The sequence below is a fragment of the Streptodolium elevatio genome (assembly GCF_040649515.1).
In the GTDB taxonomy this organism is placed as follows: domain Bacteria; phylum Actinomycetota; class Actinomycetes; order Streptomycetales; family Streptomycetaceae; genus Yinghuangia; species Yinghuangia elevatio.
The window spans coordinates 1-24,388 of sequence record NZ_JBEZFP010000137.1 but is presented as its reverse complement, the minus strand read 5'-3'; the positions used below and the strand labels follow the sequence as shown (position 1 = coordinate 24,388).

The following is a 24,388-nucleotide window of genomic DNA, read 5'->3' as shown; positions in this document are numbered from 1 at the left end:
ATTCCTATCTGGTGGATTTCGGGTCACACGAACGAGGGGGGGCGGGCATCCGCCCGCCCCGCCGTCCTGCTCACCGTCCCGGCCGCCCGCGCATCGCGGGCGGCCGGGCCTCCCGGATCCGCAGCCGGATCACGGGCCCTGCACTCGTGCGCTAGCGGCGGCCGCGCGTCGGGCCGCCGTCGCCCTCGACCAGGCCGGCCCGGCGCAGCGCGTCGGCCAGTGCGCCGCCGCCCGCGGGCGCGCCGCCACCCCGGTTGCCGCCGCCGCGGTCGTCCCGCCCGCCGCGACCGCGGCCGCCTTGTCCGCCCTGGTTGCCTTGTCCGCCGTGGTTGTTGCCGCCGCGGCCGCCGCGCTGACCCTCGCCACCACGGCCCTCGCCGCCGCGTCCGTCACCGCGTCCGTCACCGCGTCCGTCACCGCGCCGGCCGCCCTGCTCGCCCTGCGGACGCCGCGGTCCGGGAGCCGTACGCCCGCCGCCCGCGCCGCCCCCGCCGCCGGACCCGGCGGTCGCCTCGTCCTCCAGACGCAGCGTCAGCGAGATGCGCTTGCGCGGAATGTCGACGTCGAGCACCTTCACCCGCACGATGTCCCCGGGCTTGACCACGTCACGCGGGTCCTTCACGAACGTGGCGGACATCGCCGACACGTGCACAAGACCGTCCTGGTGCACGCCGACGTCGACGAACGCACCGAACGCGGCGACGTTCGTCACCACGCCCTCCAGCAGCATCCCCGGCTTGAGGTCGGTCAGCTGCTCGACGCCCTCCTTGAAGGCGGCGGTCTTGAACGCCGGCCGCGGGTCGCGGCCCGGCTTCTCCAACTCCGCGAGGATGTCGCTGACGGTCGGCAGACCGAACTGCTCGTCCACGAAGTCCTTGGGGCTGAGCGCCCGCAGCACCGCCCCCTTGCCCAACACGGTGGTGATGTCGCCGCCCGCCGCCGCCACGATGCGGCGTACCACCGGATAGGCCTCGGGGTGCACGCTCGACGAGTCCAGCGGGTCGTCGCCGCCGGGGATGCGCAGGAAGCCCGCGCACTGCTCGAACGCCTTCGGGCCGAGCCGCGCCACGTCCTTGAGCTGCTTGCGGTTCTTGAACGGCCCGTTCGCGTCGCGGTGCAGCACGATGTTCTCGGCGAGGCCGCCGCCGATGCCCGACACGCGGGTCAGCAGCGGCACCGACGCGGTGTTCACGTCGACGCCCACGGCGTTCACGCAGTCCTCGACCACCGCGTCCAGCGAGCGCGACAGCTGCAGTTCGGACAGGTCGTGCTGGTACTGGCCGACGCCGATCGACTTCGGGTCGATCTTCACGAGTTCGGCCAGCGGGTCCTGGAGGCGCCGGGCGATCGAGACGGCGCCGCGCAGCGACACGTCCAGCTCGGGGAGTTCCTGCGAGGCGTACGCCGACGCCGAGTACACCGACGCACCCGCCTCCGACACGACCACCTTGGTGAGCGGGAGTTCGGCGTGCCGCTTGATGAGGTCCGCGGCCAGCTTGTCCGTCTCGCGCGACGCGGTGCCGTTGCCGATCGCGATCAGCTCCACGCCGTGCGCCTTCGCGAGCCGTGCGAGGGTGTCGATCGACTCGTCCCAGCGGCGCCGCGGCTCGTGCGGGTAGATGGTGTCGGTCGCCACGACCTTGCCGGTGTCGTCCACGACCGCGACCTTGACGCCGGTACGCAGACCCGGGTCCAGGCCCATCGTCGTGCGCGTCCCGGCCGGGGCGGCGAGCAGCAGGTCGCGCAGGTTCGCCGCGAAGACGCGCACCGCCTCGTCCTCCGCGGCCTGCCGCAGCCGCCCGCGCAGGTCGATGCCCAGGTGCACCAGGAACCGGGTGCGCCACGCCCAGCGCACGGTGTCGCCGAGCCACTTGTCGGCCGGGCGCCCGCGGTCGGCGATGCCGAAGCGCCGCGCGATGCTCTGCTCGAAGCCGGTCGGCCCGGCCGCCGGGTCCGCGGCCTCCTCCTCCGGTTCGAGGGTCAGCGTGAGCATCTCCTCCTTCTCGCCCCGGAACATCGCCAGGATGCGGTGCGAGGGCAGCCGCGTGAACGGCTCGGCGAAGTCGAAGTAGTCGGAGAACTTCGCGCCCGCCTCCTCGCGGCCCTCGCGGACCTTGGCCACCAGGCGGCCGCGCGTCCACATCCGCTCGCGCAGCTCGCCGACGAGGTCGGCGTCCTCGGAGAAGCGCTCGACGAGGATCGCCCGGGCCCCCTCCAGCGCGGCGGTGCGGTCGGCGACGCCCTTGTCCGTGTCGACGTAGTCGGCCGCGGTGGCCTGCGGGTCCAGCGACGGGTCCGCGAGCAGTGCGTCGGCGAGCGGTTCGAGCCCCGCCTCGCGCGCGATCTGCGCCTTGGTCCGGCGCTTGGGCTTGTACGGAAGGTAGATGTCCTCCAGCCGTGCCTTCGAGTCGGCGGCCATGATCTGCCCGCGCAGCGCGTCGTCGAGCTTGCCCTGCGCGTCGATCGATTCGAGTACCGCCGTCCGGCGCTCCTCCAACTCACGGAGGTAGCGCAGGCGCTCCTCCAGCGTGCGCAGCTGCGTGTCGTCGAGGGTCCCGGTCACCTCCTTGCGGTAGCGCGCGATGAACGGCACGGTCGCACCGCCGTCGAGCAGGTCGACTGCGGCCTGCACCTGTCCTTCGCGTACGCCGAGCTCGTCGGCGATCCTCTTGTTGACAGAGGGTGTGGACGTCACCACGGAACTTGAACCACCTTCACACTGGGGTACCCGGGCATTCTGCCGATGTTGGGCCCCGAATGTCGCACTGGCGGCGGTGCGCGTGTCCGCCGTACGAGTCCGTGGCGGCGGTCGCCGCGGCCCGGTGCCCGCTCCGAGGCCGCCCCGGCGGCGGTGCGGCGGTGGTCCGGCGGAGCCGAGCGGGTCGCCCGGGCGGCGGTGGCATGGTCGTCCGACGGACGGTAGGACGACGCGGAATCTCGGTTGCGGCCCCGTGGTCGGGTGCTGAACCCTCGAAGGCGATGACTATTTCTGACCTGGACAAGGCCTGGGAACTGGTGGAGGGCGGCGACGTATCCGCGGTGATGCGTCACCTGCGCGGGACCGCCGGACGACTGGAGATCCGCGACCTGGCGCTCGTCGTGGAGAAAGCCGCGGGCATGGTCGGCTTCGACGACCTCGTCGAGGCGTCGCGCGCACTCGCCGCCAAACCGCGCAGCGCCGACAAACTCTTCGAGTTCGGATACGCCTGCATCGAGCACGGCGCGGCCTACGCGGCGATACCCGCCCTCGTGGAGTCGCTGCGCCGGTCGCCGAAGTCGCGCGGGGTGTTCCTGGAGCTGGCGTCGGCGTACGAGCGCGAGGAGCGCCACGGCGAGGCGGTCGCCCTGCTGGAGTCCCGCGACGCGACGCTGCGGGACTGGCCCGACCGGTATCTGCTCGTCTACAACGCCGTGCTGGCGGGCGATCTGACGCGCGCCCGAACGCAGTTCGTCCGCCTGCCGGCACCGGCGGACGAGGACTGGGAGTGGGCGTACGGCCGCCTCGGCGCCATGCTGTCCCGCGCGGACGCCGCCGCGGCCGTCGCCCCGCTGGACCACGAGGACTTGCGCGGCTGGCAGTTCGTGCTCACCGGGGGAGTGCTGGCGACGATCTCGCCGTACGGCTTCCGCACGAGCATGGTCGGCCGGCACGCGTTCCACCAGGACTCGCCGGGCAGTTGCCGCCAGGGTTTGGACCGCCTCGCCGCCGTGCTGGGGGCGACGGGTGCGGCGCCCGCGTCGGTGTCGCTCCTGGATGACCGGGGCAGCCGGATCCTGGGCCTGGCCGCCGCCGACGTGCTGGGGCTGCCCGCAGTGCCGTACGAGCCGGGCCGCCCGGACACGGTGGTCGTCGCGTACCGCCTGGACGACGTGGCGGAAGGGGTCGTCGAGTCGCTGCACGAACGCGCTCCCGGACAGGTGCTGTTCGAGCACGCGACGTGCTGGACGAGTCCGCCGCCCGTCGCCGCCGACATCAGCGTGCTGCTGCGTCAGGCGGGCAACGCGCCGTGGGAGAAGCGGCTCACCGCCGACCCCGAAGGCGGCGCGCCGGACGGCCGGCCGGAGGCCGAGATCGCCGCGGACGTCGTCGCCGCCCAGCCGGACGCGGACCATCCGGGCGACGAGGACGCGCCGCCCGACACCGGAGCCGAACTGGTCGCCTTCGCGGCCGGCGTGGCGTCCGCCTGGGCGGCCCGCACCTCCCGGGACCAGTGCCCTTCGACGGGTCCGGTGCGCAGTGCACGCTTCCGCTGACCGCGACGCGGCCCCGGTGCCCGGCCCCGACCCCGACCACGCACGGGTGCGGGACAGCTACGACGCCGTGGCCGAGGAGTACCAGGCCCGGATCGGTGACGAACTTGCGCACAAGCCGCTGGACCGCGCGTTGCTCGGAGCGCTGGGCGAGTCCGTCGGCCCCGGAGCGGCGATTGCGGACCTGGGCTGCGGGCCGGGCCACGTGGCCGGATGGCTCGCCGCGCGCGGTGCCCGGGTTGTGGGCGTCGACCTGTCGCCCGGGATGGTGGCGGTCGGCCGCCGCGAACACCCGGCCGCCGAGTTCCGGCAGGGCGACCTGCTGCGACTGCCGGCCGCCGACCGGGAGTTCGATGCCGCGGTGGCCTTCTACTCGCTCATCCACCTGGCCGCCGGGGAACTGCCCGCGGCGTTCGCCGAAGCCCGGCGGGTGCTGCGGCCCGGGGGGCTGCTGCTGGTCGCGTTCCATCTCGGCGACGAGGTCCGCCACATGACCGACTGGTGGGGGCACGCGGTGGACGTCGAGTTCCACTTCCGCGAGTCCGCTCCGATGGTCGCGGCGATGACCGACGCAGGGTTCGCGGTGGAAGCCCGCATGGAGCGTGCGCCGTACCCGGAGGAGGCCGAGACACGGCGGGGGTACGTGCTCGCGCGGGCGACATAGCGCCGCCCCGGGGCGGCCCCTGCGGTCGTGCCCGCAGTCGGGCCCCGCGGTCCGACATCCGCAGCCGGGCAACGTGTGGCCGGGCGGCATCCACGTACCAGGCACAATGAGCCAATGCTCAGCACGCCTTTCAGCACACCGTGGGGCGAGGTCGACCTGACCCGCTTCCCCGAGGACCCCCGCGACCCGCTGCGTGCCTGGGACGCCGCCGACGCGTACCTGCTCCGGCGCCTGGCCGGGGAGCCGGGGCCCGAGGGGACGCCCGTCGGGCCCGTCGATCCGGCCGCCGCGGCGCCCGGCGCGCTGGTCGTGGTCGGGGACCGGTGGGGCGCGCTGACCACCGCCCTCGCGGCGTACCGGCCCACCCAGATCACCGACTCGTACCTCGCCCGCGAGGCGACGCGCGCCAACCTCGCCCGCAATGGCGTCGACCCCGAGACGGTGCGGCTGCTCACCACCCGGGACGAGCCGCCCGCCCGGGTGGACGTCCTGCTGGTGCGCGTCCCCAAGGGCCTCGCGCTCCTGGAGGACCAACTCCACCGCCTCGCGCCGTCGGTGCACACCGGCACGGTCGTGCTCGGCACCGGCATGACGACCGAGATCCACACGTCGACGCTCGCCCTCTTCGAGCGCATCCTCGGACCGACGCGCACCTCCCTCGCGGAGAAGAAGGCGCGCCTCATCTTCTGCACACCGGACGGCCGCCCCGCGGCAGCCGCCAACCCGTGGCCGCACACGTACGCGCTGCCCGACGGCATCGGCGTGATGTCCGGCCGCCGGGTCGTCAACCACGCGGGCGTGTTCTGCGCCGAACGACTCGACGTCGGCACCCGGTTCCTGCTCGGCCACCTGCCGGAGCGCCGAGGGCCCGAGCACGTGGTCGACCTCGGGTGCGGCAACGGCGTCGTGGGCACCGCCGCGGCGCTCGCCAACCCGGACGCGCACGTGACCTTCGTCGACGAGTCCTTCCAGGCCGTCGCGTCGGCGGAGGAGACCTACCGCGCCAACGTCGACGCGGACGCCCGCCCGGCCGCGTTCACGGTCGGCGACGGCCTGGCAAGCCTCCCGGGCGCGAGCGCCGACCTCGTGCTCAACAACCCGCCGTTCCACAGCCACCGGGCGACCACGGACGGCATCGCGTGGCGGATGTTCACCGGTTCGCGCGCCGCGCTGCGCCGCGGCGGCGAGCTGTGGGTGGTCGGCAACCGCCATCTCGGCTACCACGTCAAGCTCAAGCGCATCTTCGGCAACTGCGAAGTCGCGGCGAGCGACCGCAAGTTCGTTGTACTGCGGGCGACGCGCCGCTGACCCGACGCGCCACCGACCCGGCGCGCCACCGACCCGAGCAGTCGCTCGGCCGACCCGCCACGGACCGGCCGTGGACACCCGGACGGGGCCCAACGCCGTCGGGTCGAACCGTGCGTGCGGCTCCCGCTTACGGCCTCCGTGCACGGCCTCCGCTCAGGTGCGGAACCGCCAGGCGGCATGGGCTGCCCGAGCCGCCAGATGTGCCCGGCGCTCCTCCGGGGTCGTGGGCCCGCCTGCCGCCCCCGGCGCCAGCCGGGTCTCCAGGTCGGCGAACGCGACGACCTGCGCCTTCGGCTCCGGCCGATTGTCCGCCCAGGCGCAGCGGAACGTCAGCATGCCCTCGGAACGCCCTTCCGTGTCCAGCCAGTTCGCCACTCCCGGGTCCTCGTGCGCGACCACGACCCGCACCAGCCCGTCCGCGTCGACCGCGGTCTGGCGGTGGTTCAGGCCGCCGGTGCGGTGGATCGACTCGACGGGCTCGAACCAGCCGAGCTGGTACAGCTGGTACGACCAGTAGCGCGCCACCGGCGCCTCGCACTCGACGACCAGGGCCTCGCCCGGCGCGAGGCGGTAGAAGCAGAAGCCGTACACCAGCCCCTTGAGTCCCTTGGGCTCGGTGCGCGGCTGGATGAACGTGTTGTCCTCGCCGCGCGTCCGGGCCGCCCGCTGGTAGTCGTTCCAGTAGGTGATCGACCGCTCGAACTGCGAGCGCGCTTCCTCCAGTTGCTCGGCGATGCGGCCGGGGGTGAGGCGTTGCGGGACGGTCGGGCGGTCGACGCGCTCGATGGTGAGCACGGCGGGTTCGTGCTCCTGCCAGTCGTAGTAGTACTCGCGGACGGCGACCATGCGGGCGCCCTCCGGCAACGGCACCCACCGTACGGCGGGGTCGGCCGGCTCGGGCCCGCCGAGCAGGATCTCGAAGGAGTCGCCCGGGGCGATCCCGAGGTCGGTCGCGGTCACCTCGTGCAGCGTCCCGTACCGCTCCTGGTGCATGTTGCCGATGCGGACCGCGAGTAGGAACTCCTCGCACGAGTGCATCAGTCCGCGGATGCGGTACGTGCCCTCCGCGTCGATGCGGGCGTGCTTGTAGACGTTGTCGACGTTCGGCCCGCCCCAGCGCGTCAGCAGGTCGTTCTGCCGCATGAAGCGCGGGTCGGCCGGGTCGAGGTGGCCGACGCCCCAGGCCAGCCAGCACACCGCCTGCTGTGCCAAGTGCCGGAAGCCCTCGGCGCGTTCCTCGGGCGAGCCGGGGAAGTCGGGGGCGAGGATGCGGTCGCCGGCGGCCTTCATCGTGTCGCATAGGGCGGCCCACGCGGCGTGGTCGGGGAGCGGGGACGACTCAGGCATGGTCGGCCGCCGGAACGCCGAAGTGCGTGCGGTAGCGCCCGAACCGGGAGCTCTCGTGCGCCCGGTCGAGTCCGAGGTCGTCGAACTCATAGCGGTGCACGCCGTGTTTGTCCTTGGGCCGGGCGTCGAGGTAGGTGCGCATGCGGTCCTCCGCGTCGTCGGTCAGTTCCATGCCCAGCGCCTCGTACAGGGCGCGGACGGTGTCCAGGGGTGCGGTCATGAAGTCGGCGTACTGGCTGTGGTGCACGCGGCCGGGGGCGAAGACGCCGCCGGTGTCGTGCTCCACGAGCCGGTCGAGGTCGTGCACGTACAGGTCGGCGTGGTAGCGGCCGATCGCCGGGTAGGAGACGTCGTCGCTGTGCACGCCGCGCAGCGTGGCGATGAGGCTGGTGACCGAGCCGAGCACCGTGATCGGGTCGCGGTGGGTGACCGCGAGGCGGGCGTCCGGGTATGCGTCCAGCAGTTCCGGCAGCGAGTGCAGGTGGGCGGGGCTCTTGAGCACCCAGCGGCGATCGCGCGGGAAGCCGCGCTGGAGGATGCGCAGGACGCGGCGGTGCAGGTCGTACGCCGGCGCCATGTCGCAACCCAGCAGCCACGCCGTGTAGTTCGGCACGTGGTACCGCGCCGGGAACTCCTGCGAGCGGAAGGCGAAGGACTGCGCGGACAGGCACTCCTTGGGCAGGCGCGCACCGTATACGTGGATCGCGTCGAGAGTGCCGGTCACCTGGTCGAAGAACCGCAGTTCCGCCTCGGCCGCCGGGATGCGCGGATCGGCGGCGAATGCGGACGGGTCGGGCGAGGGGGGCGGCACCGGCATCAGCAGTTCCCAGCCCTCCGGCACCCGGTGCGCCGGGTCGCGGGCCAGCAGCGCGTGCAGGATCGAGGTGCCGGTACGTGGCGCGCCCACCACGAACAGCGGGGCCTCGACCCGTTCGTCCGCGACGCCGGGATCGCGCGTCTCGTAGTCGCGGATCTGCAGCCGTACCCGCAGCAGGCGCAGCAGATAGCGGTACGTCTGCCAGCGTCCGAGCGCGGTCAGCCGCGCGTGCGCCTCCAGGTCGCGCAGCAGCAGGTCGAGCGGTTCGTGGAAGTCGTCCGACCCGAAGTCGTCCAGGCCGGTCAGCGCCTGGGCCCGGCCGAGCACGCCGTCCAGGCTGAATGGTTCGGCGGATTCCTCCAGCAGGGGCCCGAGGGCGCCCTCGTTGGCGAGGCGCACCCACTCGGGGCGCGTCCGGTCTGCCGGAGCCTGCATGCGCGTGCCTCCCGGGGATCGCGGCGGTTGCTTCTTGAAAAGTAGCTTCATGTGAAGATAATTTTCAAGGGCAGACGACATCCGGACGCAGTCAGGAGGACCAGGTGGAGTACGGCATCCGGGACCACGCGGTGATCGTCACCGGCGCCACACGGGGCATCGGGCGCGGCATCGCCCGCCACCTCGGCGCGCGCGGCGCCCGCCTCACGATCACCGGCCGCAACCCGAAGCGCCTGGCCGAGACCTCCGCCGAACTCGACGGACTGGGCGTCGAGCACCTGGCCGTCGAATGCGACGTCGCCGACCGCGACGCGACGTTCGCCCTCGCGGCCCGCACCCACGAGCGCTTCGGCCGCCTGGACGGCCTGGTCGCCAACGCCCAGACCTTCCGCCCGGTGACCGCGCTGGAGGACGTCACCTCCTCCGACATGGACCTGCTGCTCGACACCGGCCCCAAGGGCACACTGTGGGCGATGCAGGCGGTCTTCCCCTACTTCCGCGACGCCGGGCGCGGCCGCATCGTGACCATGGGCTCGGCGGTCGGCATGACCGGCGGCGCGGGGTACGGCCCGTACAGCGCCTCGAAGGAGGCGGTCCGCTCGCTCACGCGGACCGCCGCGCGCGAATGGGCCCGGCACGGGATCACCGTCAACTGCGTGTGCCCCGCGTCCGCCGCGCACCGCAGGCCGCCCGCCGACGACCCGGACCGGCGCGCGGTGTTCGACGCGATGTACGCCCAGCACCCGATGGGCCGCGACGGCGACCCCGACGCCGACATCGCCCCGCCGGTGCTGTTCCTGCTCTCGGACGCGTCGCGGTACATCACCGGGGAGACCTTCATGGTCGACGGCGGCGGCCAGATGCGGGCCTGAGCGCGCGGGGACCCGCGATACGGCGGCACCACGGCACGGCGGTACCACGGCACGGCATCACGACGGCAGGGCGGCACGACGACTCGGCACCAGGACGAAACAGCGGCACGACGACTCGGCGGCACGAACAAGCGGCACGAAGAAGAGGAGCGCACACATGGACGGACGGCTCGCCGGAAAATCCGCGGTGATCACCGGGGCGGGCTCCGGCATCGGCCGCGCCACCGCGCTGCGCTTCGCCGCCGAAGGCGCCCTGCTGGTCCTCGGCGACGTGCGCCCCGAGCGCACGGCCGGGACCGTCGCCGAGATACGCGCGCTCGGCGGAGACGCGGTTGCCTTCGACGGCGACGTGTCCGACGACGCGTACGTGCGCGCGCTGATCGGCACCGCCGTCGAACGCCACGAACGCATCGACATTCTGCACAACAACGCGGCCTTCTCGATCCCCGGCCGCGTCGGCGACATCACCGACGAGGACTGGCGCACCCAGCAGCGCGTGGTCCTCGACAGCGTGTTCTACGGCATCCGCGCCGCGCTCCCGCACATGACCGCGCAAGGCGGCGGATCCATCGTCACCACGGCCTCCGGCGCCGGCGTCGGCGGCGAGTACCGCCTCGGTGCGTACGCCGCCCACAAGGCCGCGGTCATCAACCTCACCCAGACCGTGGCGATGGAATACGCCGCCGACGGGGTCCGCTGCAACGCCGTCACCCCCGGCCCCACCGCGACCGAGCCGATGCTGCGCTGGCTGGAGGATGTCCCGGGCGGACCCGAGGAGTTCGGCCGTACCGCGATGCTGGGCCGGATGAGCACCCCGGAGGAAGTGGCCGCGGTCGTGGCGTGGCTCGCGTCCGACGACGCGGCTCTTGTCTCCGGCACCGTCGTCCAGGCGAACTACCGCATCACGGCGCGGCGCCCCACATGACGCCGGTCCGCGTGGCGGCGCCGGGCATGACGGAGAATCGGGAGCGACAGCCGCACCGGGCAGCGTGCCGGGCGGCCCGCGGTCCCGCCGATTCCCGTTCCCCCCAGGAGTGCACGTGACGAGTAAGGCCGACGCGGCGGGCCGGTCCGGCCCCCGCTCCGACGACTACGCCGACGGCGTGGTGGCCGCCTGGTCGCAGGTGCTGCCCGACGAGGACGCGTCGTCGCTGGGCTTCGTCGTACGCCTGCACCAGGCCATGATCGCGATGGAGGAGTTCGACCGGCGCAGCATCCGCGGCCTCGACCTGACCGCACCCGAGTACATGGTCCTCGCGGTCCTCGCGGTGCGCACCGACCAGGTCGGGCTGACCCTGCGCGAACTCCAGCCGCTGGTCATGTACTCCTCCGGCGGCATGACCCACTGCGTCGACCGGCTGGAGAAGAAGGAGCTGATCGAGCGCCGCCCGAACCCGGCCGACCGGCGGTCGGTCCTCGTGTGCCTCACCGAGGATGGCCGCGAGAAGGCCCGTACCGCGATGCGCACCCGGCTCGCGGCACTCGACGAACTGCTGGCGCCGCTCACCGCCGGGGACCGGCGTACCGTCGACAAGGCGCTGCGGCTGCTCATCGCGACCCTCGGGCCGTGGGCCCCGGCCCAGCCCTCCGCGCCCGCGGCACGCGCCACCTCCGTCAGGTCCGCCGCTTCCGCCGCCTCAGCCACAACCGGTCCGACGGGCGCGGAAAGCGTTTGATCGATTCGCCGGGCCCGTCCTAGGGTGCAGCGTGACCCACGACGCGACCGCTCCACTGCCCTCCGCCACACCCCCGGTGCCGCTGCCGCGCCAGGTGCTCGTCTTCGACGCCGACGACACCCTGTGGGAGAACAACATCCTGTTCGAGAGGGTCATCGACGACTACCTCGACTGGCTCGTGCACCCGATCCTGACCCGCGCCGAGGTGCGCGGGGTCCTCGACGACATCGAGCGCGCCAACGCGGTGACACACGGGTACGGCAGCAAGGTGTTCCTCCGAAGCCTCGCCGAGTGCTTCGCCAGGCTGCGCGAACGCCCGGCCACGGGAGCCGAGTTGGAGCGCATCTCCGAACTCGCCGCACCGCTGGTCGAGCGCGGGCACGTCGAGCTGATCCCGGGCGTCGCGGAGACGCTCACCGTGCTCGGCACGCGGCATGACCTGCGCCTGCTGACCAAGGGCGCGCAGGACGAGCAGAGCGAGAAGGTCGACGCGTCCGGGCTGGCCCACCACTTCCGCAGCGTGCACATCGTCGCCGAGAAGAACCCCGACACGTACGTGGCGCTGATCGACGAGCTGGGCCTCGACCCCGCGACCAGCTGGATGATCGGGAACTCCCCGAAGTCGGACATCCTCCCGGCCCGCAAGGCCGGCATGCGCGCGGTCTTCATCCCGCACGAGCACACCTGGGTCCTCGAGGACGATGTCGTCGACGGCACCGACGCGGGCGTCCTGCACATACGCGCGTTCACCGAACTCCTCGACCACTTCTAGGTCGTGTCTTCAAGTTCTCGCCGGGCCCGCGAACTTGAAGACACCCCCTAGGCCAATTCCAGGCCTGGTTCGCAAGCCCCCCGCCCCGCCCCCGCATTACTTCTCGGACGGAACGATGACGGCACGGCAACCCTCGGTCTCCTGCGTGTTCGTGTGCCATGACGGCGCCGGGCGCATCCTGCTCGCGCGACGCGGCCCGGGCGCCCGCGACGAGGCGGGCGCCTGGGACTGCGGAGCGGGCGCACTGGAGTTCGGCGAGACGTTCGAGGCCGCGGTCACGCGCGAGGTACGCGAGGAGTACGTCGCCCTGCCGTCGGAGATCCGCAGCCTCGGCGTCCGCAACGTCCTGCGCGGCGACCCGGTCGAATCGCACTGGGTGGCCGCCGTGTTCGCGGTACGCGTGGACCCGGGCGAGGTCGCCATCGGCGAGCCGCACAAGTTCGACGCCCTCGACTGGTTCGCCCCCGACCGGCTCCCCGAGCCCGTGCACTCGCAACTCGCCGAGACCCTGCGGATGCTCCCGGACGACCTCGTGCCCCGGGACGTCCCACGCCCCGGGAACGACGCGCGCCAAGCGACGAACGGGATGGACGCGCCTCCGCAATGACGCGCCGTCAGCGGCGGACCAGCACCCGCGGGTTCAGTTCGTCCACGTGCGCGTGCCCGGACAGCGCGAGGGTCAGGTCCAGTTCGGCGAGCAGGCAGCGCAGGACGTGGCGCACGCCCTCCTCGCCGCCCAGGGCCAGCCCGTAGGCGTACGGCCGCCCGACCAACACCGCCTGCGCACCGAGCGCCAGCGCCTTGACGATGTCCGCACCCGAGCGCACGCCGCTGTCGAACAGCACCGCCACGTCGTGGCCGACCGTCTCGGCCACCGTCGGCAGCGCGTCCAGGGCGCCGATCGCGCCGTCGACCTGCCGGCCGCCGTGGTTCGACACGACGATTCCGTCCATGCCCGCGTCCCGGGCCCGCCGCGCGTCGTCGGGGTGCAGGATGCCCTTCAGCACCACGGGCCCGTCCCAGTGCTCGCGCAGCCAGGCCAGGTCGTCCCAGGTGAGCGCCGGGTTGGAGAACAGGCCCGCCCAGTGCGCGACCGCGCCGAACGGGTCCTCCTCGGCGGGCTTTGCCAGCTTCGCCCGGAATGCCGGATCGCTCAGGTAGTTCGCGATGCCGACCGACTGGAGGAACGGCAGGTACGCCTGGTCCAGGTCGTTCGGCCGCCAGCCCAGCATGCCGGTGTCCAGGGTGACCACCAGGTGTGTGAACCCCGTAGCCTGGGCCCGGGCCAGCATGCTCGCCGCGACGTCGGGGTCGCGCGACCAGTAGAGCTGGAACCAGCGCGGCCCGTCCCCGGCGGCCTCGGCGACCTCCTCCATCGGGGTCGACGACGCCGTGCTCAGCACGGTCGTCAGACCGAGCGCGGCGGCCGCGCGGGCGGCGGCGGGCTCGGCGCCTTCGTGGACGATCGACAGCACGCCGATGGGCGCGAGCAGGAGCGGGGCCGGCATGGGCGTGCCCAGGATGGTCCGAGAGGTGTCGCGTACCGAGACGTCGGCCAGCATGCGCGGCACGATCGCCCAGCGGTCGAAGGCCTCGCGGTTCGCCCGGACGGTCGCCCCGGTCCCGGCCCCGCCCGCGACGTAGCCGAACGGCCCCGGCTCCAGAACGCGGCGGGCGGCTTCCTCCAGCGTCGACGGGTCGGTCGGGTAGGGCGGCACCCCGCCGCCGAGCGCACCGTTGAGGTAGATCTCGTCCTGGAAGCGGGAGAGCGCCGCGGACATCTCGGCGGGCGGTGCGTCCGCCTCGTCCGGCCGCGGCCCGCCCTGCTGCTCATGCGTTTTGTTCGAGGTCACCGATCCTTCATACACCTGACGGGCGAAGACATCGATGCATGCGGACGCGCACGGCTTGTGGCGGACCCCGGCCTGGGGCCCGCCACACGCCGTCGCCGTGGGTGTCGCCGTCAGTGTCACCCGTTGCGCCTGCGGCGCAGGTAGTAGGCGACGGTGACGACCGCCAGCAGCGGGCCCCACAGCAGCAGCGGGGCGTAGCAGGCCGTCATGATCCAGTACTTCGTACCGTCCGGGGCCTCCGGGGAACCCATCGCACCGGCGTCGTTCCACGCGAACGCCCCGGTGACGGTGATCAGCGTGACCGCGAGGGCACCGAGCGACGCGGGTACGACGGCCGCCGCCGTCGGGATGCGGCGTCCGCCGAGCCAGGGCACCCAGCGGGGCAGCACCTCGCCCCAGCTCTGCACGAGGCCCAGCGCCAGAAGACCCAGCAACTCGGCGAAGATGCTCAGGCCGATCAGGTAGAACGACGTGTTCCCGGGGAAGTTGGAGTGGTGCAGCGGATCGCCGGCCGCGAAGCCGGAGTCCCAGCCGAAGGCGATCGCGATGCGCCACAGACCGCTCGGCAGCAGCGTGAGCGCGGCGGCCTTCGCCGTCCAGCGGAGCGCGCGGGAGACCTCGGGGCCGTTCTTCCCCGCCGTACGGTGCGCGGCGGCGGCAGACCGCCCGGCAGCGACACCGTGCCCGGCGGGTGCAGGCGCGGGAATGGCGGCAGCGGCAGCGGTGGGGGTGGGGAGCGTCGTGGTCACGGCTGAATCCTTGTCAGGAGGCGTTGTGGTGATGGCTACAAGCCTCGTCCGCCACCGGTGTCCGCGACCATCCGCCGATCGGCAGATCATGGCGCTCACCTGCGGTGTCGTGCTCCGGCGCGGGTCTGCCGATCGGCAGATGCCCGGTGCCGCGGGCGCTCGCATAGCCTCGTGTCCGTGCCCACGATCAAGGAGACGGCCGCGCGAGGCGACCGCGAGCCCGGCGCGTCCGACCGCCGCTTCATACCCGGGGTGGCCCGGTACGCCTGGGCCGACGACAGCCCCGCACCCGGGAGCCTGTCCGTGCGTGACCGGCTCGCGGCCGCCTGCCTCGGCGCCGCGGCCCTCGTCGCGCTCGTCCTGATCCGCGGCCACAGCCTCTACGGCACGGTCCCGGCCGTCCTCGTCCTGGCGCTCGCGCTCTGGGGGCTGATCTGCCGGCGCCGCGCGCGGTACGTACTGGCGTGGCCGCTGGCCGCCGTCTCCGCCCTGTCCATCGCCACGGACTTCGCGCGCCCGCAGCCGATCCCGCAGTCGGCCGGGGCCTGGAAGATCGCCGAAGTCTTCGTGCTGCTGGCCCTCATCAGCGCCGTCGTGTGCTGGTCGCCGCGACGGGAGGCCCTGCTCGGGGCCGGGGCCGCAAGCGCCGCCGTCGCGCTGTGGGCGATCCCCTTCGTGGACGACGGCACATGGCGGGACCAGGTGGGCGCCGCGGTGTTCTGGGGCGTCGCGGCCGCCGTCGCGGCGGGCGTGGGGGCGTACCCGCGCAGCCAGGCCCGTCGCGGGCGGGACGCCGTGGTCGCCGCCCGCCGCGAGCAGCAGCTCGAACTCGCCCGGGACCTGCACGACTTCGTGGCGCACGACGTGAGCGGGATCGTCGTCCAGGCGCAGGCCGCACGTTTCGTGGCGGCGAGCGACCCGCAGGCAGTCGTCCTCGCGCTGGAGCGCATCGAGAAGGCGGGGCTGAGCGCGCTGGCGTCGATGGACCGCACCGTGCAGATGCTGCACGACGCCGACGGCGCGCCGATCGGTGCGTCGGCGCCCCCGGGTATCGGCGAACTACCGGACTTGGTAAGCCGTTTCGCCGCCGAGCGCGGCGCGGCCGACGGCCGCGTCGACCTCCGCGTCCACGACGATGCCGCCGATCGGCTCTCGCGGGAGGCGGGCGCGGTCGCGTACCGGGTCGTGGTCGAGGCGCTGACCAACATCCGGCGGCACGCCGCGTCGTCGTCGCGGGTGGAGGTGAGCGTACGCCGCGACACACCCGTCGTCCGGGTTGCCGTCACCAACGAGACCTCCGTCGGCGCGGCGTCCTGGGGCCGGGGCCGACGCGGCGGCCGCGGTCTCGTCGGCCTGCGCGAACGCGTCGCGGCGGTCGGCGGGAGCCTCGACGCCGGACCGGACGGCTCCGGCGGGTGGCACGTCGTGGCCCGGTTCCCCGAGGAGGCATGATGGCCGCGATGACCACGCGCATACTGCTCGCCGACGACCAGGACGACATCCGCAGCGGATTCCGCCTGATCCTCGACTCACAGCCCGACATGACCGTCGTCGGCGAGGCGTCCGACGGCGAGACCGCCGTCGCCCTCGCGCGCGAGCTGCAACCGGACGTCGTGCTCGCCGACATCCGCATGCCCCGCATGGACGGCCTGGAGGTGACCCGGCAACTCGCGCCCACGACACGCGTCGTCGTGGTCACCACGTTCGACCTCGACGACTACGTGCACACCGCCTTGCGCAACGGCGCCTGCGGATTCCTGCTGAAGCGGTCGGGGCCCACCCTGCTCATCGAGGCGGTGCGCGCCGCGATGGCCGGGGACACGCTCATCAGCCCGCAGATCACGGTACGGCTGCTCAGCCGCCTGTCCGCCGTACCGAGCCCGGCCGCCACCGAGACCGACGGCCGGCCGACGCCGGTCCCGGCACCGGCGCCGGCCGAGCCCGCCGCGTCCCGCACCGCACCCGGCGCCGAACCCGCCGCGGCGAACCCGCTCACCGAACGCGAACTCGAAATCGCCCGGCTGGTGGCGCGCGGCCTCACCAACGCCGAGATCGCGGAGGCCCTCTTCATCAGCGCCGGCACCGCAAAAACCCATATCGCGAACATCCAGGCGAAGCTGGCCGCTCGCAACCGCGTCGGCATCGCCGCGTGGGTCTGGGAACACGGCCTCGCGGGCGGCGCGGACTCCGCCTGACCGCCGCCGGCGAGGCGTGCGCCGCACCCTCAGGCCAACTGCTCCAATTCCTCCGCCCGGCGCAGGTCCTTGGGGCGTCCCACCGCCCGGCGCATCGCGATCAGGTCCTCGCGCCGCAGGTAGTGCACCGTCACGCCCGCGCCCGCCGCCGACTCCGCCCGATCGAGGTACGCCGCGACATCCTGGTCGCCCCACGGAAGTTCGGGCGTGCACAGGTCACCGCTCGCGGTCGCCGTCGCGAAGTCGCACTTGCGGCGCCGCACCGAGTCCGGGGTCGGCGCCGTCGAGGTGCCGTCGTCCTCGACGAGCGTCCCGCCGACCGCCGCCAGCGCCGCCGCGACGGCCTGCGCCTGCTCCGCGGAACCGTCCCACAGCAGGTCCAGATCGCCGGTCAGTTCGGTCGAACCGTGCAGGATCCCGGCGACCTGCCCGATCACCACCACGCGCGCACCAGCTGTATGCAGCGCGGTCAGGAACGGCAGCGGGTCGAACCCGAGGGCGCTGTCGGTCGCGAGCGTTCCGGCGGTGTCGTCGGCGTCGTTGTGCGTCAACCCGGACGCCGCGCGCCCGCGGGTCAGTTCGGCGGTCCGACGGACGGCGTCGCGCAGTCGGGCAAGAGCTTCATCGGTCATGCCGCCATCCAACCCATTGCACGCCGCCGCGGCGGCGGTTCGGCGCGAAGTGGCCGCCGCCGCACCGGAAGGACCGCGGCGCGACGCGCCGAACGTCCGAAACGTTCAAGACCCCCGCAGCCGGGAGCGGGAGGCTGAGGGCATGACCCACGTCGACCTTCAGGCAGCATCCGACTTCATGGCCACCCACGCCCGCATCCTCGACCGGCTGCGGTTCCGCGTCCTGGTGGGGGACCCCGTCGACGCGGGGCAACTGCTCGCCGCAGTCGATGCGTACCGCAATCCGGACGGCGGGTACGGCTGGGGCCTCGAATGCGACCTGCGCTCGCCGGAGAGCCAGGTGGGCGCTGCCCTGCACGCGTTCGAGGTGTTCGAGGACGCCGCGGCCCCCACGCCGTACCAAGGTGCCGCGCTGTGCGACTGGCTGGCCTCGATCACCCACCCGGACGGGGGCCTGCCGTTCGCCCTGCCGATCACCGACCAGGCGGGTTCGGCTCCGTGGTGGGGGATGAGTGACCCGTCCGAGTCGTCGTTGCAGCTCACCTCGGTGGTGGTGGCGGCCGCGCACCGTGCCGCCGCGCACGACCCGGCGATCCGCACGCACACGTGGCTCGACCGTGCGACGCGGTACTGCATCGCCGCCGCGGAGGGCGCCGGCACCGAGGTCGGCAAACCGCATGCGCTCGAACTGGCGTACGCGGTAAGGCTGCTGGACCTGGAGCAGGTACGCACCATCTACCCGGAGGCGGCGAGTGCGCTGGACGTGCTGGCCGCGTACATCCCGGCCGACGGCATGGTCCACGTCGACGGCGGCACCGAGAACGAGTACATGCGCCCGCTGGATTTCGCGCCCCTGCCGGGCACCCCCGCACGCCGCCACCTCGCCTCCGCCGACGTCCCCGGCGAACTCGACCGCCTTGAGCGCGGACAGAAGGACGACGGCGGCTGGACCGTCGAGTACGCGCGCATCTCGCCCGCCGGAGCGATGGAGTGGCGCGGCCACGCCACCGTCCGCGCACTCGGCATCCTGCGCGCCAACGGCATCCTGCGAGCCAACGGCGTCCTGTAGCCAACGGTGTTCTGCATCCAACAGCGTCCTGTGGACGACCGGCGGCTCGCGGCGCGTTAGTGCGTGCACCTCCGCACGAACCGGGAGAGGCTGGAAGCCGCTCGCCGCTCATGAACCGGAGGTGCCCGTGGCGTTCACCCAGGCGTTCCCCATCCTGCACAGCGACGACTTCACGAGGCTGGTCGCGTTCTACACCGAGTTGCTGGGGTTGCCGGTCACGTACCGCTTCCCGCCGGAGGGGGAAGGCGACGCCGCGTTCCTGACGGTCGGCGTCGGCGATTCGACCATCGGCATCGGCGACTACTCGGGCGTCGAGGCGATGTTCGGGCCGACGCCGCGCGGCGGAAAGCCCTTCCAACTGTGCCTCTACACCGACGCGCTGGACGCCGAGCTGGCACGCCTGCGCGCGGCCGGGACGCCGGTGCACCTGGAGCCGGTGGACCAGCCGTGGGGCGAGCGCATGTGCTACGTCGCCGACCCCGACGGCAACCTGATCATGCTCGTCCAGGCGTGACAAAACCACGTGCCACCGCGCCCCGGCTCGTGATCAAGTTGCCGCGTACCGACGGAAGGGGCGGGTCGTGGGCAGCGGTGGCGGTCACGGTGACGGTGGCGGTAACAGTAGTGGTGGCAGTGGCGGCGGGAATGGTGGCAGCGGGAATGGTGGCAGCGGGCCGTCCGGCACGGGCACGGACCTGAGCGGTCAGGTCGCGGTGGTCACCGGGGGATCGGCGGGGCTGGGCCTGGCGATTGCGCGCGCGTACGCCGAGGCCGGCGCGTCCGTCGTCCTCGGGAGCCGCGATGTGGCCGCATGCGAGGCCGCGGCGGCGGACATCGCCGCCACGTCCGGAGCCCAGGCCCTCGGCGTACGCTGCGACGTCACCGACGAGGCCGACGTGCAGGCCCTCGTCGCCCGCGCCGCCGAGCACTTCGGACGCCTCGACATCCTGGTCACCAGCGCCGGCGTGCAGGCCCGCGGCGAGATCGGCGTCCTGGACGCGGCCACCCTGCGCCGCTGCCTCGACGTCAACGTGGTGGGCACATTCCTGGCCTGCCAGGCGGCGGTCCCGGTCATGCGCGACGCGGGATACGGGCGCATCGTCACGCTGGCCAGCGCCCTGGGCCTGGTCGGCGCGGCCGGGCGCACCGGGTACGCGGCGAGCAAGGGCGCCGTCGTGCAGTTCACCCGCAGCCTCGCCGTCGAACTCGCCGGGACGGGCATCAGCGTCAACGCGCTCGCGCCCGGACCGTTCCGCACGCCGCTGAACGCGGGCGTCGACGACGACCCGCACGTCAAGGCGTTCCTCGCCCACGAGGTGCCGATGGGCAGGTGGGCCGACCCTACGGAACTCGCGGGCGCGGCACTGCTGTTGGCGGGTCCCGCGGCGTCCTACCTGACGGGGGCGGTGCTCCCGGTGGACGGCGGCTGGACCGCGCACTGACCGGCCGGGGGGTGCGTGTTGCCGGGCCACGATGCCGCGATAATGGGCGCATGTCACGACGCAAGGCCGGCCAGGCGCGCTCCCCGAAGGCACGCGGCGCAGCCGCCCCCACCCGGCCCGCGTTCGACCCGGGGGCGGCGTGCCCCTGCGGGCGGGACGGGCAGCCGTACCAGGACTGCTGCGGACGGTTCCACCGCGGCGACGCGCCCGCACCCACCGCGGAACGGCTCATGCGGTCGCGGTACGCCGCCTTCGTTGTCGGGGACGCCGACTACCTGCTGCGCACCTGGCACCCGGACACCCGGCCCGCGCACCTGGACCTCGACCCGCGCACCCGCTGGCTCGGCCTCGACGTGGTGGCCGCCACAGAGGGCGGACCGTTCCACAACGAGGGCACCGTGACCTTCCGGGCGCACTACCGCGAGAGCGGGCACGACGGCGTGATCGAGGAGCACAGCTCGTTCACCCGCGTCGACGGTGCATGGGTGTACGCGGCGGCGCTGGGCGAGTAGCTCCGGGAGCGCCCCGGCCCCGCACCGAAGCAGGTCCGGAGCAAGTCAGGGCGGATCCGGATCCGGATCCGGTCCGAGGCCGGAACCGGTCAGAGCAGGGTGAGCGGGACGAACGCCCCGGCGTCCCGCAGGATCTGCCGCGTCGACGGCTGCTCGAACCCGGCCTGCGTGGTCCACTGGATCGCGGTGCGCCCGAAGCCGCCGTCCTCCCGCAGGTTCACGTCGGCACCGGCCGCGAGCAGGACCCGGACCGCGTCGTCGTGCCCCCAGCAGGCCGCCGCGCACAGCGGCAGGCCCTCCTCGCCGTTCCCGCTCTCGCGGTTCGGGTCGGCGCCGGCCGCGATCAGGATCTCGGCGATCTCGGCGTCGCCGCGCACCGACGCGGCGTAGAGCGGGGTGGTGCCCTCGGCGTCGGGGCGGTCCGCGTCGGCCCCGGCGCGCAGCAGGCGCCGGGTGGACTCGATGTCCGCGCAGTGCACGGCCAGGACGAGCTTGTTGGACAGCTTCTTCGCGATACGGCGGTTCATGTGCCTCGGTGATCTGGGACGGGCGGGTGTCCGCGGGTGTTGTCAGGTCCAGGGAGTGCCTTCAAATACCCGTCGGTTCGCGGGCCCGGCGGATATTTGGGGACACGACTCAGCGATCCGTGATGCGGCCCGCGTCGACCGTGACGCGGCGGTTGGTCTCCACCGCGTCCAGCATGCGCCGGTCGTGCGTGACCAGCAGCAGCGTTCCGTTATACGACGACAGCGCCGACTCCAACTGCTCGATCGCGGGCAGGTCGAGGTGGTTCGTCGGCTCGTCGAGCACGAGCAGGTTCACGCCGCGCGCCTGGAGCAGCGCCAGCGCCGCGCGCGTACGTTCGCCGGGCGAGAGCGTCGCGGCCGTGCGCAGCACGTGGTGGGACTTGAGGCCGAACTTGGCCAGCAGCGTGCGGACGTCCTCGGGCAGCAGGTCGGGGACCGCCGCCCCGAACGCGGCCAGCAGCGTGTCCTCGCCGAGGAACAGCCCGCGGGCCTGGTCGATCTCGCCGACCACGACACCCGGACCCAGCGCCGCCTGGCCCTCGTCCAGCGGGACGCGGCCCAGCAGCGCACCCAGCAGCGTCGTCTTGCCGGAGCCGTTGGGGCCGGTGATGGCCACCCGGTCGCCCCAGTCGATCTGCAGCTCGGCCGGTCCGAAGGTGAAGTCGCCGCGGCGCACCACCGCACCGCGCAGCGTCGCGACCACGGCGCCCGCGCGCGGTGCCGCCGCGATCTCCATGCGCAGTTCCCACTCCTTGCGGGGCTCCTCGACGACGTCGAGGCGTTCGATCATGCGCTCGGTCTGCCGGGCCTTGGCCGCCTGCTTCTCGCTCGCCTCGGAGCGGAACTTGCGGCCGAGCTTGTCGTTGTCGGTCGCCTTGCGGCGGGCGTTCTTGACGCCCTTGTCCATCCAGGAGCGCTGGGTGCGGCCGCGCTCCTCCAGGGCCGCCTTGGTGTCGGCGTACTGCTCGTACTCCTCGCGGGCGTGCCGCCGGGCCACCTCGCGCTCGTTCAGGTACGCCTCGTAGCCGCCGCCGTACGTCCGCACCTGCTGCTGCGCCAGGTCCAGTTCCACCACGCGGGTCACCGTGCGGGCCAGGAACTCGCGGTCGTGGCTGATCAGCACGGTCCCCGCGCGCAGGCCGGTGACGAACTTCTCCAGGCGGTCCAGGCCGTCCAGGTCGAGGTCGTTGGTCGGCTCGTCGAGCAGGAAGACGTCGTAGCGGCTGAGCAGCAGCGAGGCGAGGCCCGCGCGCGCGGCCTGGCCGCCGGACAGCGACGTCATCGCCTGGTCGAGGTCGACGGACAGGCCCAGGTCGGCGGCCACTTCGTCGGCGCGGTCCTCCAGGTCGGCGCCGCCGAGGTCGAGCCAGCGCTCCAGGGCGGCGGCGTACTCGTCGTCCGCGCCCGCGCGTCCCTCGACCAGGCCTTCGGTCGCGGTGTCGAGCGCGGCCTGCGCGGCGGTCACGCCGGTACGCCGACCCAGGAACTCCCGTACGGTCTCGCCCGCACGCCGGTCCGGCTCCTGCGGCAGATGGCCGATGGTGGCGCCGGGCGGGCTGACCTGGATCGAGCCGCCCTCGGGCGCGGCGAGGCCGGCCACCATGCGCAGCAGTGTGGACTTCCCGGCCCCGTTGGCCCCGACGAGGCCGATGACGTCGCCGGGGCCGACCACGAGGTCCAGTGCGGAGAACAGGACGCGGTCTCCGTGCCCGGCGGAGAGGTCCTTGACGACGATCGTGGCGCTCATAGGACTGCGATGCTATCGGGCCGCCGGGGCCTGCCTGTCCCGAGATTGCCCGGGCCCTGGCACGGGCCGGGGGCGGTCGCGCCCCCTGACGTGTCACACGGTCTTGACCGCGCCGCCGTCGACCGTGTGGTCGGCTCCCGTGACGCTGGCCGCGAGCGGTCCGGCGAGGTACGCGACCAGCCCCGCGACCTCGGCCGGTTCGACCAGGCGGCCGGTGACCATGCCTGCCGCGGACGGGAGTTGGGCGAGCAGTTGCGGCTGGGTCACGCCGAGGGTGCGGGCCAGTCCGGCGCCGTACCCGTCCGGGCTCTCCCACATGTCGGTGCGCACCGGGCCGGGGGAGACGGTGTTGACGCGGACGCCTTGGGGGCCGAACTCCTCGGCGAGGGCCTTGCCGAACGCGCTGAGCGCGGCCTTGGCGGTCGTGTAGAAGACCGGACCGCCGTGCGGCAAGCGGGCACCGATCGAGGAGATGTTCACGATGCCGCCGCCTGCCGCGACGAGTCCGGGCAGCGCGGCCCGCGTGGTGCGGACCGTCGCGAAGAAGTTGAGTTCGAACGACTGCGCCCACTGCTCGTCGGTGGATGCCAGGAACCCGCCTGCCGCGTCGGCTCCCGCGTCGCCGCCGCCGACGTTGTTGACGAGCAGGTCCAGTCCGGGGCGGCCGAGTGCGGCCGCGGCTTCGGCGACCAGTCGGGCCGGGGCGTCCGGAGCCGTGAGGTCGACGGATATGCAGGTCGCGCCGGTGGCTTTGAGTTCGGGGGTGATGGTGCGTGCCGCCGCGACGACGCGCATGCCCTCGTCGGCGAGCGCGGTGGCGACCGCGAGTCCGATGCCCCGGCTCGCGCCGGTGACCAGTGCGGTCTTGCCGGTCAGGTGAAGGTCCATGGCTGTGCTCCCGTGTCTCGCGTCGTCTGCGCGTCGCGTCCACCCGCAACGCGTCACATGCGACGTGTCCGATGCGATCAACGTAATAGATGCAACATTGATGATGCAAGTAAGTGAAGACATTGCGCCCGCAAGTAGCCTTGGCCTCCTGAGCCGCTACGTTCGCGGTCCGTCTCGGCGGAGACCGCGAGTGCGCGCGACCACGGTGGCGACGCGTCCGAGGGCACGACGGAAGAGGTGGACACGGGATGGGTGGGAGCAGCCGTACGGCGGGGGCCGACGCGCCCGGAGCCGGATCGCACGCCGGAGGCGAAGCGGCCGTGCGCCGCCCGATGCGCGCGGACACCGAGCGCACGATCGCCGCGATCCTGGAGGCCGCCGAGCGGGTGCTGTCGGCGAATCCGGCGGCCACGATGGAGCAGATCGCCGCGGCCGCCGGCGTCGCGCGTACGACCGTGCACCGGCGCTTCGCGACCCGGGACGCCCTGGTTGCCGCCCTGACGGCTTGGGCCGCGCGCAAGTTTTACGACGCGGTGGTGTCCGCCCGGGCGGACACCACGCCGCCGCTCGTCGCGCTCTACCAGGTCACCGCCAACGTGCTGCGGGTGAAGAACGGCTGGCGGTACGCGATG

Annotated in this window: 24 protein-coding genes; 15 read left to right on the top strand and 9 right to left on the bottom strand. The window is 73.3% G+C overall.

The genetic code is table 11. From position 1 onward, the window contains the following. Positions 1-151 precede the first annotated feature (151 nt). The gene (locus AB0C36_RS35320; protein ID WP_358362429.1) at positions 152-2,695 is read right to left on the bottom strand and encodes a Tex family protein; all 2,544 of its coding nucleotides are present in this window, start codon (positions 2,693-2,695) and stop codon (positions 152-154) included. A 284-nt stretch (positions 2,696-2,979) separates the two neighbouring features. On the opposite strand from AB0C36_RS35320, the gene AB0C36_RS35315 reads away from it, so the two are divergent. The 3 genes from AB0C36_RS35315 (at position 2,980) to AB0C36_RS35305 (ending at position 6,223) form a co-directional block, all read left to right on the top strand. Beyond that, positions 2,980-4,254 (top strand): tetratricopeptide repeat protein, encoded by a 1,275-nt coding sequence (locus AB0C36_RS35315; RefSeq protein WP_358362424.1) that lies wholly within the window; start codon positions 2,980-2,982, stop codon positions 4,252-4,254. Then, positions 4,238-4,915 carry a class I SAM-dependent methyltransferase gene (locus AB0C36_RS35310; RefSeq protein ID WP_358362423.1) on the top strand — a complete coding sequence of 226 codons (678 nt, stop codon included), beginning with the start codon at positions 4,238-4,240 and terminating at the stop codon, positions 4,913-4,915. The genes AB0C36_RS35315 and AB0C36_RS35310 overlap by 17 nt, the downstream gene beginning before the upstream one ends. A gap of 114 nt (positions 4,916-5,029) precedes the next feature. Then, entirely contained in the window at positions 5,030-6,223 is a 1,194-nt protein-coding gene (locus AB0C36_RS35305) for a methyltransferase (RefSeq protein ID WP_358362421.1), read from the top strand. A 153-nt stretch (positions 6,224-6,376) separates the two neighbouring features. Here AB0C36_RS35305 and AB0C36_RS35300 read toward each other — a convergent pair whose 3' ends face one another. Together AB0C36_RS35300 and AB0C36_RS35295 are read right to left on the bottom strand one after the other, a co-directional pair. Further along, positions 6,377-7,570 carry a DUF1214 domain-containing protein gene (locus tag AB0C36_RS35300; protein ID WP_358362419.1) on the bottom strand — a complete coding sequence of 398 codons (1,194 nt, stop codon included), beginning with the start codon at positions 7,568-7,570 and terminating at the stop codon, positions 6,377-6,379. Beyond that, the gene (locus AB0C36_RS35295) at positions 7,563-8,822 is read right to left on the bottom strand and encodes a sulfotransferase family protein (protein ID WP_358362417.1); all 1,260 of its coding nucleotides are present in this window, start codon (positions 8,820-8,822) and stop codon (positions 7,563-7,565) included. Before AB0C36_RS35295 ends, AB0C36_RS35300 begins: the two co-directional genes overlap by 8 nt. Before the next feature lie 104 nt (positions 8,823-8,926). Between AB0C36_RS35295 and AB0C36_RS35290 the strand changes: the two genes are divergently transcribed. The 5 genes from AB0C36_RS35290 to AB0C36_RS35270 all read left to right on the top strand — a co-directional run bounded on the left by AB0C36_RS35290 (position 8,927) and on the right by AB0C36_RS35270 (position 12,749). Continuing rightward, the gene (locus tag AB0C36_RS35290) at positions 8,927-9,694 is read left to right on the top strand and encodes an SDR family NAD(P)-dependent oxidoreductase (protein WP_358362415.1); all 768 of its coding nucleotides are present in this window, start codon (positions 8,927-8,929) and stop codon (positions 9,692-9,694) included. Between the two features lie 157 nt (positions 9,695-9,851). Further along, positions 9,852-10,619: an SDR family NAD(P)-dependent oxidoreductase gene (locus AB0C36_RS35285; RefSeq protein ID WP_358362413.1), complete on the top strand. Its 768-nt coding sequence runs from the start codon at positions 9,852-9,854 to the stop codon at positions 10,617-10,619. Between the two features lie 115 nt (positions 10,620-10,734). After that, entirely contained in the window at positions 10,735-11,370 is a 636-nt protein-coding gene (locus AB0C36_RS35280) for a MarR family winged helix-turn-helix transcriptional regulator (RefSeq protein WP_358362411.1), read from the top strand. A gap of 31 nt (positions 11,371-11,401) precedes the next feature. Then, complete coding sequence (locus AB0C36_RS35275; RefSeq protein WP_358362410.1) at positions 11,402-12,142, top strand: HAD family hydrolase; 741 nt, start codon at positions 11,402-11,404, stop codon at positions 12,140-12,142. Between the two features lie 115 nt (positions 12,143-12,257). Next, the gene (locus AB0C36_RS35270) at positions 12,258-12,749 is read left to right on the top strand and encodes an NUDIX domain-containing protein (RefSeq protein WP_358362409.1); all 492 of its coding nucleotides are present in this window, start codon (positions 12,258-12,260) and stop codon (positions 12,747-12,749) included. A gap of 7 nt (positions 12,750-12,756) precedes the next feature. On the opposite strand, the gene AB0C36_RS35265 is transcribed toward AB0C36_RS35270, so the two are convergent. Both AB0C36_RS35265 and AB0C36_RS35260 read right to left on the bottom strand, forming a co-directional pair. Beyond that, on the bottom strand, positions 12,757-13,923 hold the full coding sequence (locus tag AB0C36_RS35265; protein WP_358362427.1) for a lactate 2-monooxygenase: 1,167 nt from the start codon (positions 13,921-13,923) through the stop codon (positions 12,757-12,759). 188 nt (positions 13,924-14,111) lie between these two features. After that, positions 14,112-14,744, bottom strand: a complete 633-nt coding sequence (locus AB0C36_RS35260; RefSeq protein ID WP_358362407.1) for a hypothetical protein — start codon at positions 14,742-14,744, stop codon at positions 14,112-14,114. Between the two features lie 177 nt (positions 14,745-14,921). On the opposite strand from AB0C36_RS35260, the gene AB0C36_RS35255 reads away from it, so the two are divergent. Together AB0C36_RS35255 and AB0C36_RS35250 are read left to right on the top strand one after the other, a co-directional pair. Continuing rightward, the gene (locus AB0C36_RS35255; RefSeq protein ID WP_358362406.1) at positions 14,922-16,196 is read left to right on the top strand and encodes a sensor histidine kinase; all 1,275 of its coding nucleotides are present in this window, start codon (positions 14,922-14,924) and stop codon (positions 16,194-16,196) included. An 8-nt stretch (positions 16,197-16,204) separates the two neighbouring features. Next, positions 16,205-16,939, top strand: coding sequence for a response regulator (locus AB0C36_RS35250; protein ID WP_358362404.1), 735 nt, complete (start codon positions 16,205-16,207; stop codon positions 16,937-16,939). A 29-nt stretch (positions 16,940-16,968) separates the two neighbouring features. Here the strand turns inward: AB0C36_RS35250 and AB0C36_RS35245 are convergent, their stop codons facing one another. Beyond that, positions 16,969-17,571, bottom strand: a complete 603-nt coding sequence (locus AB0C36_RS35245) for a hypothetical protein (protein ID WP_358362403.1) — start codon at positions 17,569-17,571, stop codon at positions 16,969-16,971. 142 nt (positions 17,572-17,713) lie between these two features. Between AB0C36_RS35245 and AB0C36_RS35240 the strand changes: the two genes are divergently transcribed. The 4 genes from AB0C36_RS35240 (at position 17,714) to AB0C36_RS35225 (ending at position 20,594) form a co-directional block, all read left to right on the top strand. After that, entirely contained in the window at positions 17,714-18,640 is a 927-nt protein-coding gene (locus AB0C36_RS35240; protein WP_358362401.1) for a hypothetical protein, read from the top strand. A 127-nt stretch (positions 18,641-18,767) separates the two neighbouring features. Beyond that, positions 18,768-19,154, top strand: a complete 387-nt coding sequence (locus tag AB0C36_RS35235) for a VOC family protein (protein ID WP_358362400.1) — start codon at positions 18,768-18,770, stop codon at positions 19,152-19,154. A 67-nt stretch (positions 19,155-19,221) separates the two neighbouring features. Continuing rightward, positions 19,222-20,082: an SDR family NAD(P)-dependent oxidoreductase gene (locus AB0C36_RS35230; protein WP_358362398.1), complete on the top strand. Its 861-nt coding sequence runs from the start codon at positions 19,222-19,224 to the stop codon at positions 20,080-20,082. 50 nt (positions 20,083-20,132) lie between these two features. Beyond that, positions 20,133-20,594: a YchJ family protein gene (locus AB0C36_RS35225; RefSeq protein WP_358362396.1), complete on the top strand. Its 462-nt coding sequence runs from the start codon at positions 20,133-20,135 to the stop codon at positions 20,592-20,594. A gap of 89 nt (positions 20,595-20,683) precedes the next feature. On the opposite strand, the gene AB0C36_RS35220 is transcribed toward AB0C36_RS35225, so the two are convergent. The 3 genes from AB0C36_RS35220 to AB0C36_RS35210 all read right to left on the bottom strand — a co-directional run bounded on the left by AB0C36_RS35220 (position 20,684) and on the right by AB0C36_RS35210 (position 23,756). After that, positions 20,684-21,121, bottom strand: a complete 438-nt coding sequence (locus tag AB0C36_RS35220) for an ankyrin repeat domain-containing protein (protein WP_358362395.1) — start codon at positions 21,119-21,121, stop codon at positions 20,684-20,686. A 109-nt stretch (positions 21,122-21,230) separates the two neighbouring features. Further along, positions 21,231-22,868, bottom strand: a complete 1,638-nt coding sequence (locus AB0C36_RS35215; protein ID WP_358362394.1) for an ABC-F family ATP-binding cassette domain-containing protein — start codon at positions 22,866-22,868, stop codon at positions 21,231-21,233. 93 nt (positions 22,869-22,961) lie between these two features. Continuing rightward, a complete protein-coding gene (locus AB0C36_RS35210; protein WP_358362392.1) occupies positions 22,962-23,756 on the bottom strand; it encodes an SDR family NAD(P)-dependent oxidoreductase in 795 nt (264 codons plus the stop codon). Positions 23,757-24,088: 332 nt separating this feature from the next. Between AB0C36_RS35210 and AB0C36_RS35205 the strand changes: the two genes are divergently transcribed. Then, positions 24,089-24,388, top strand: a 300-nt coding sequence (locus tag AB0C36_RS35205) for a TetR/AcrR family transcriptional regulator (RefSeq protein WP_358362425.1), incomplete at its 3' end; no start/stop codon positions are given.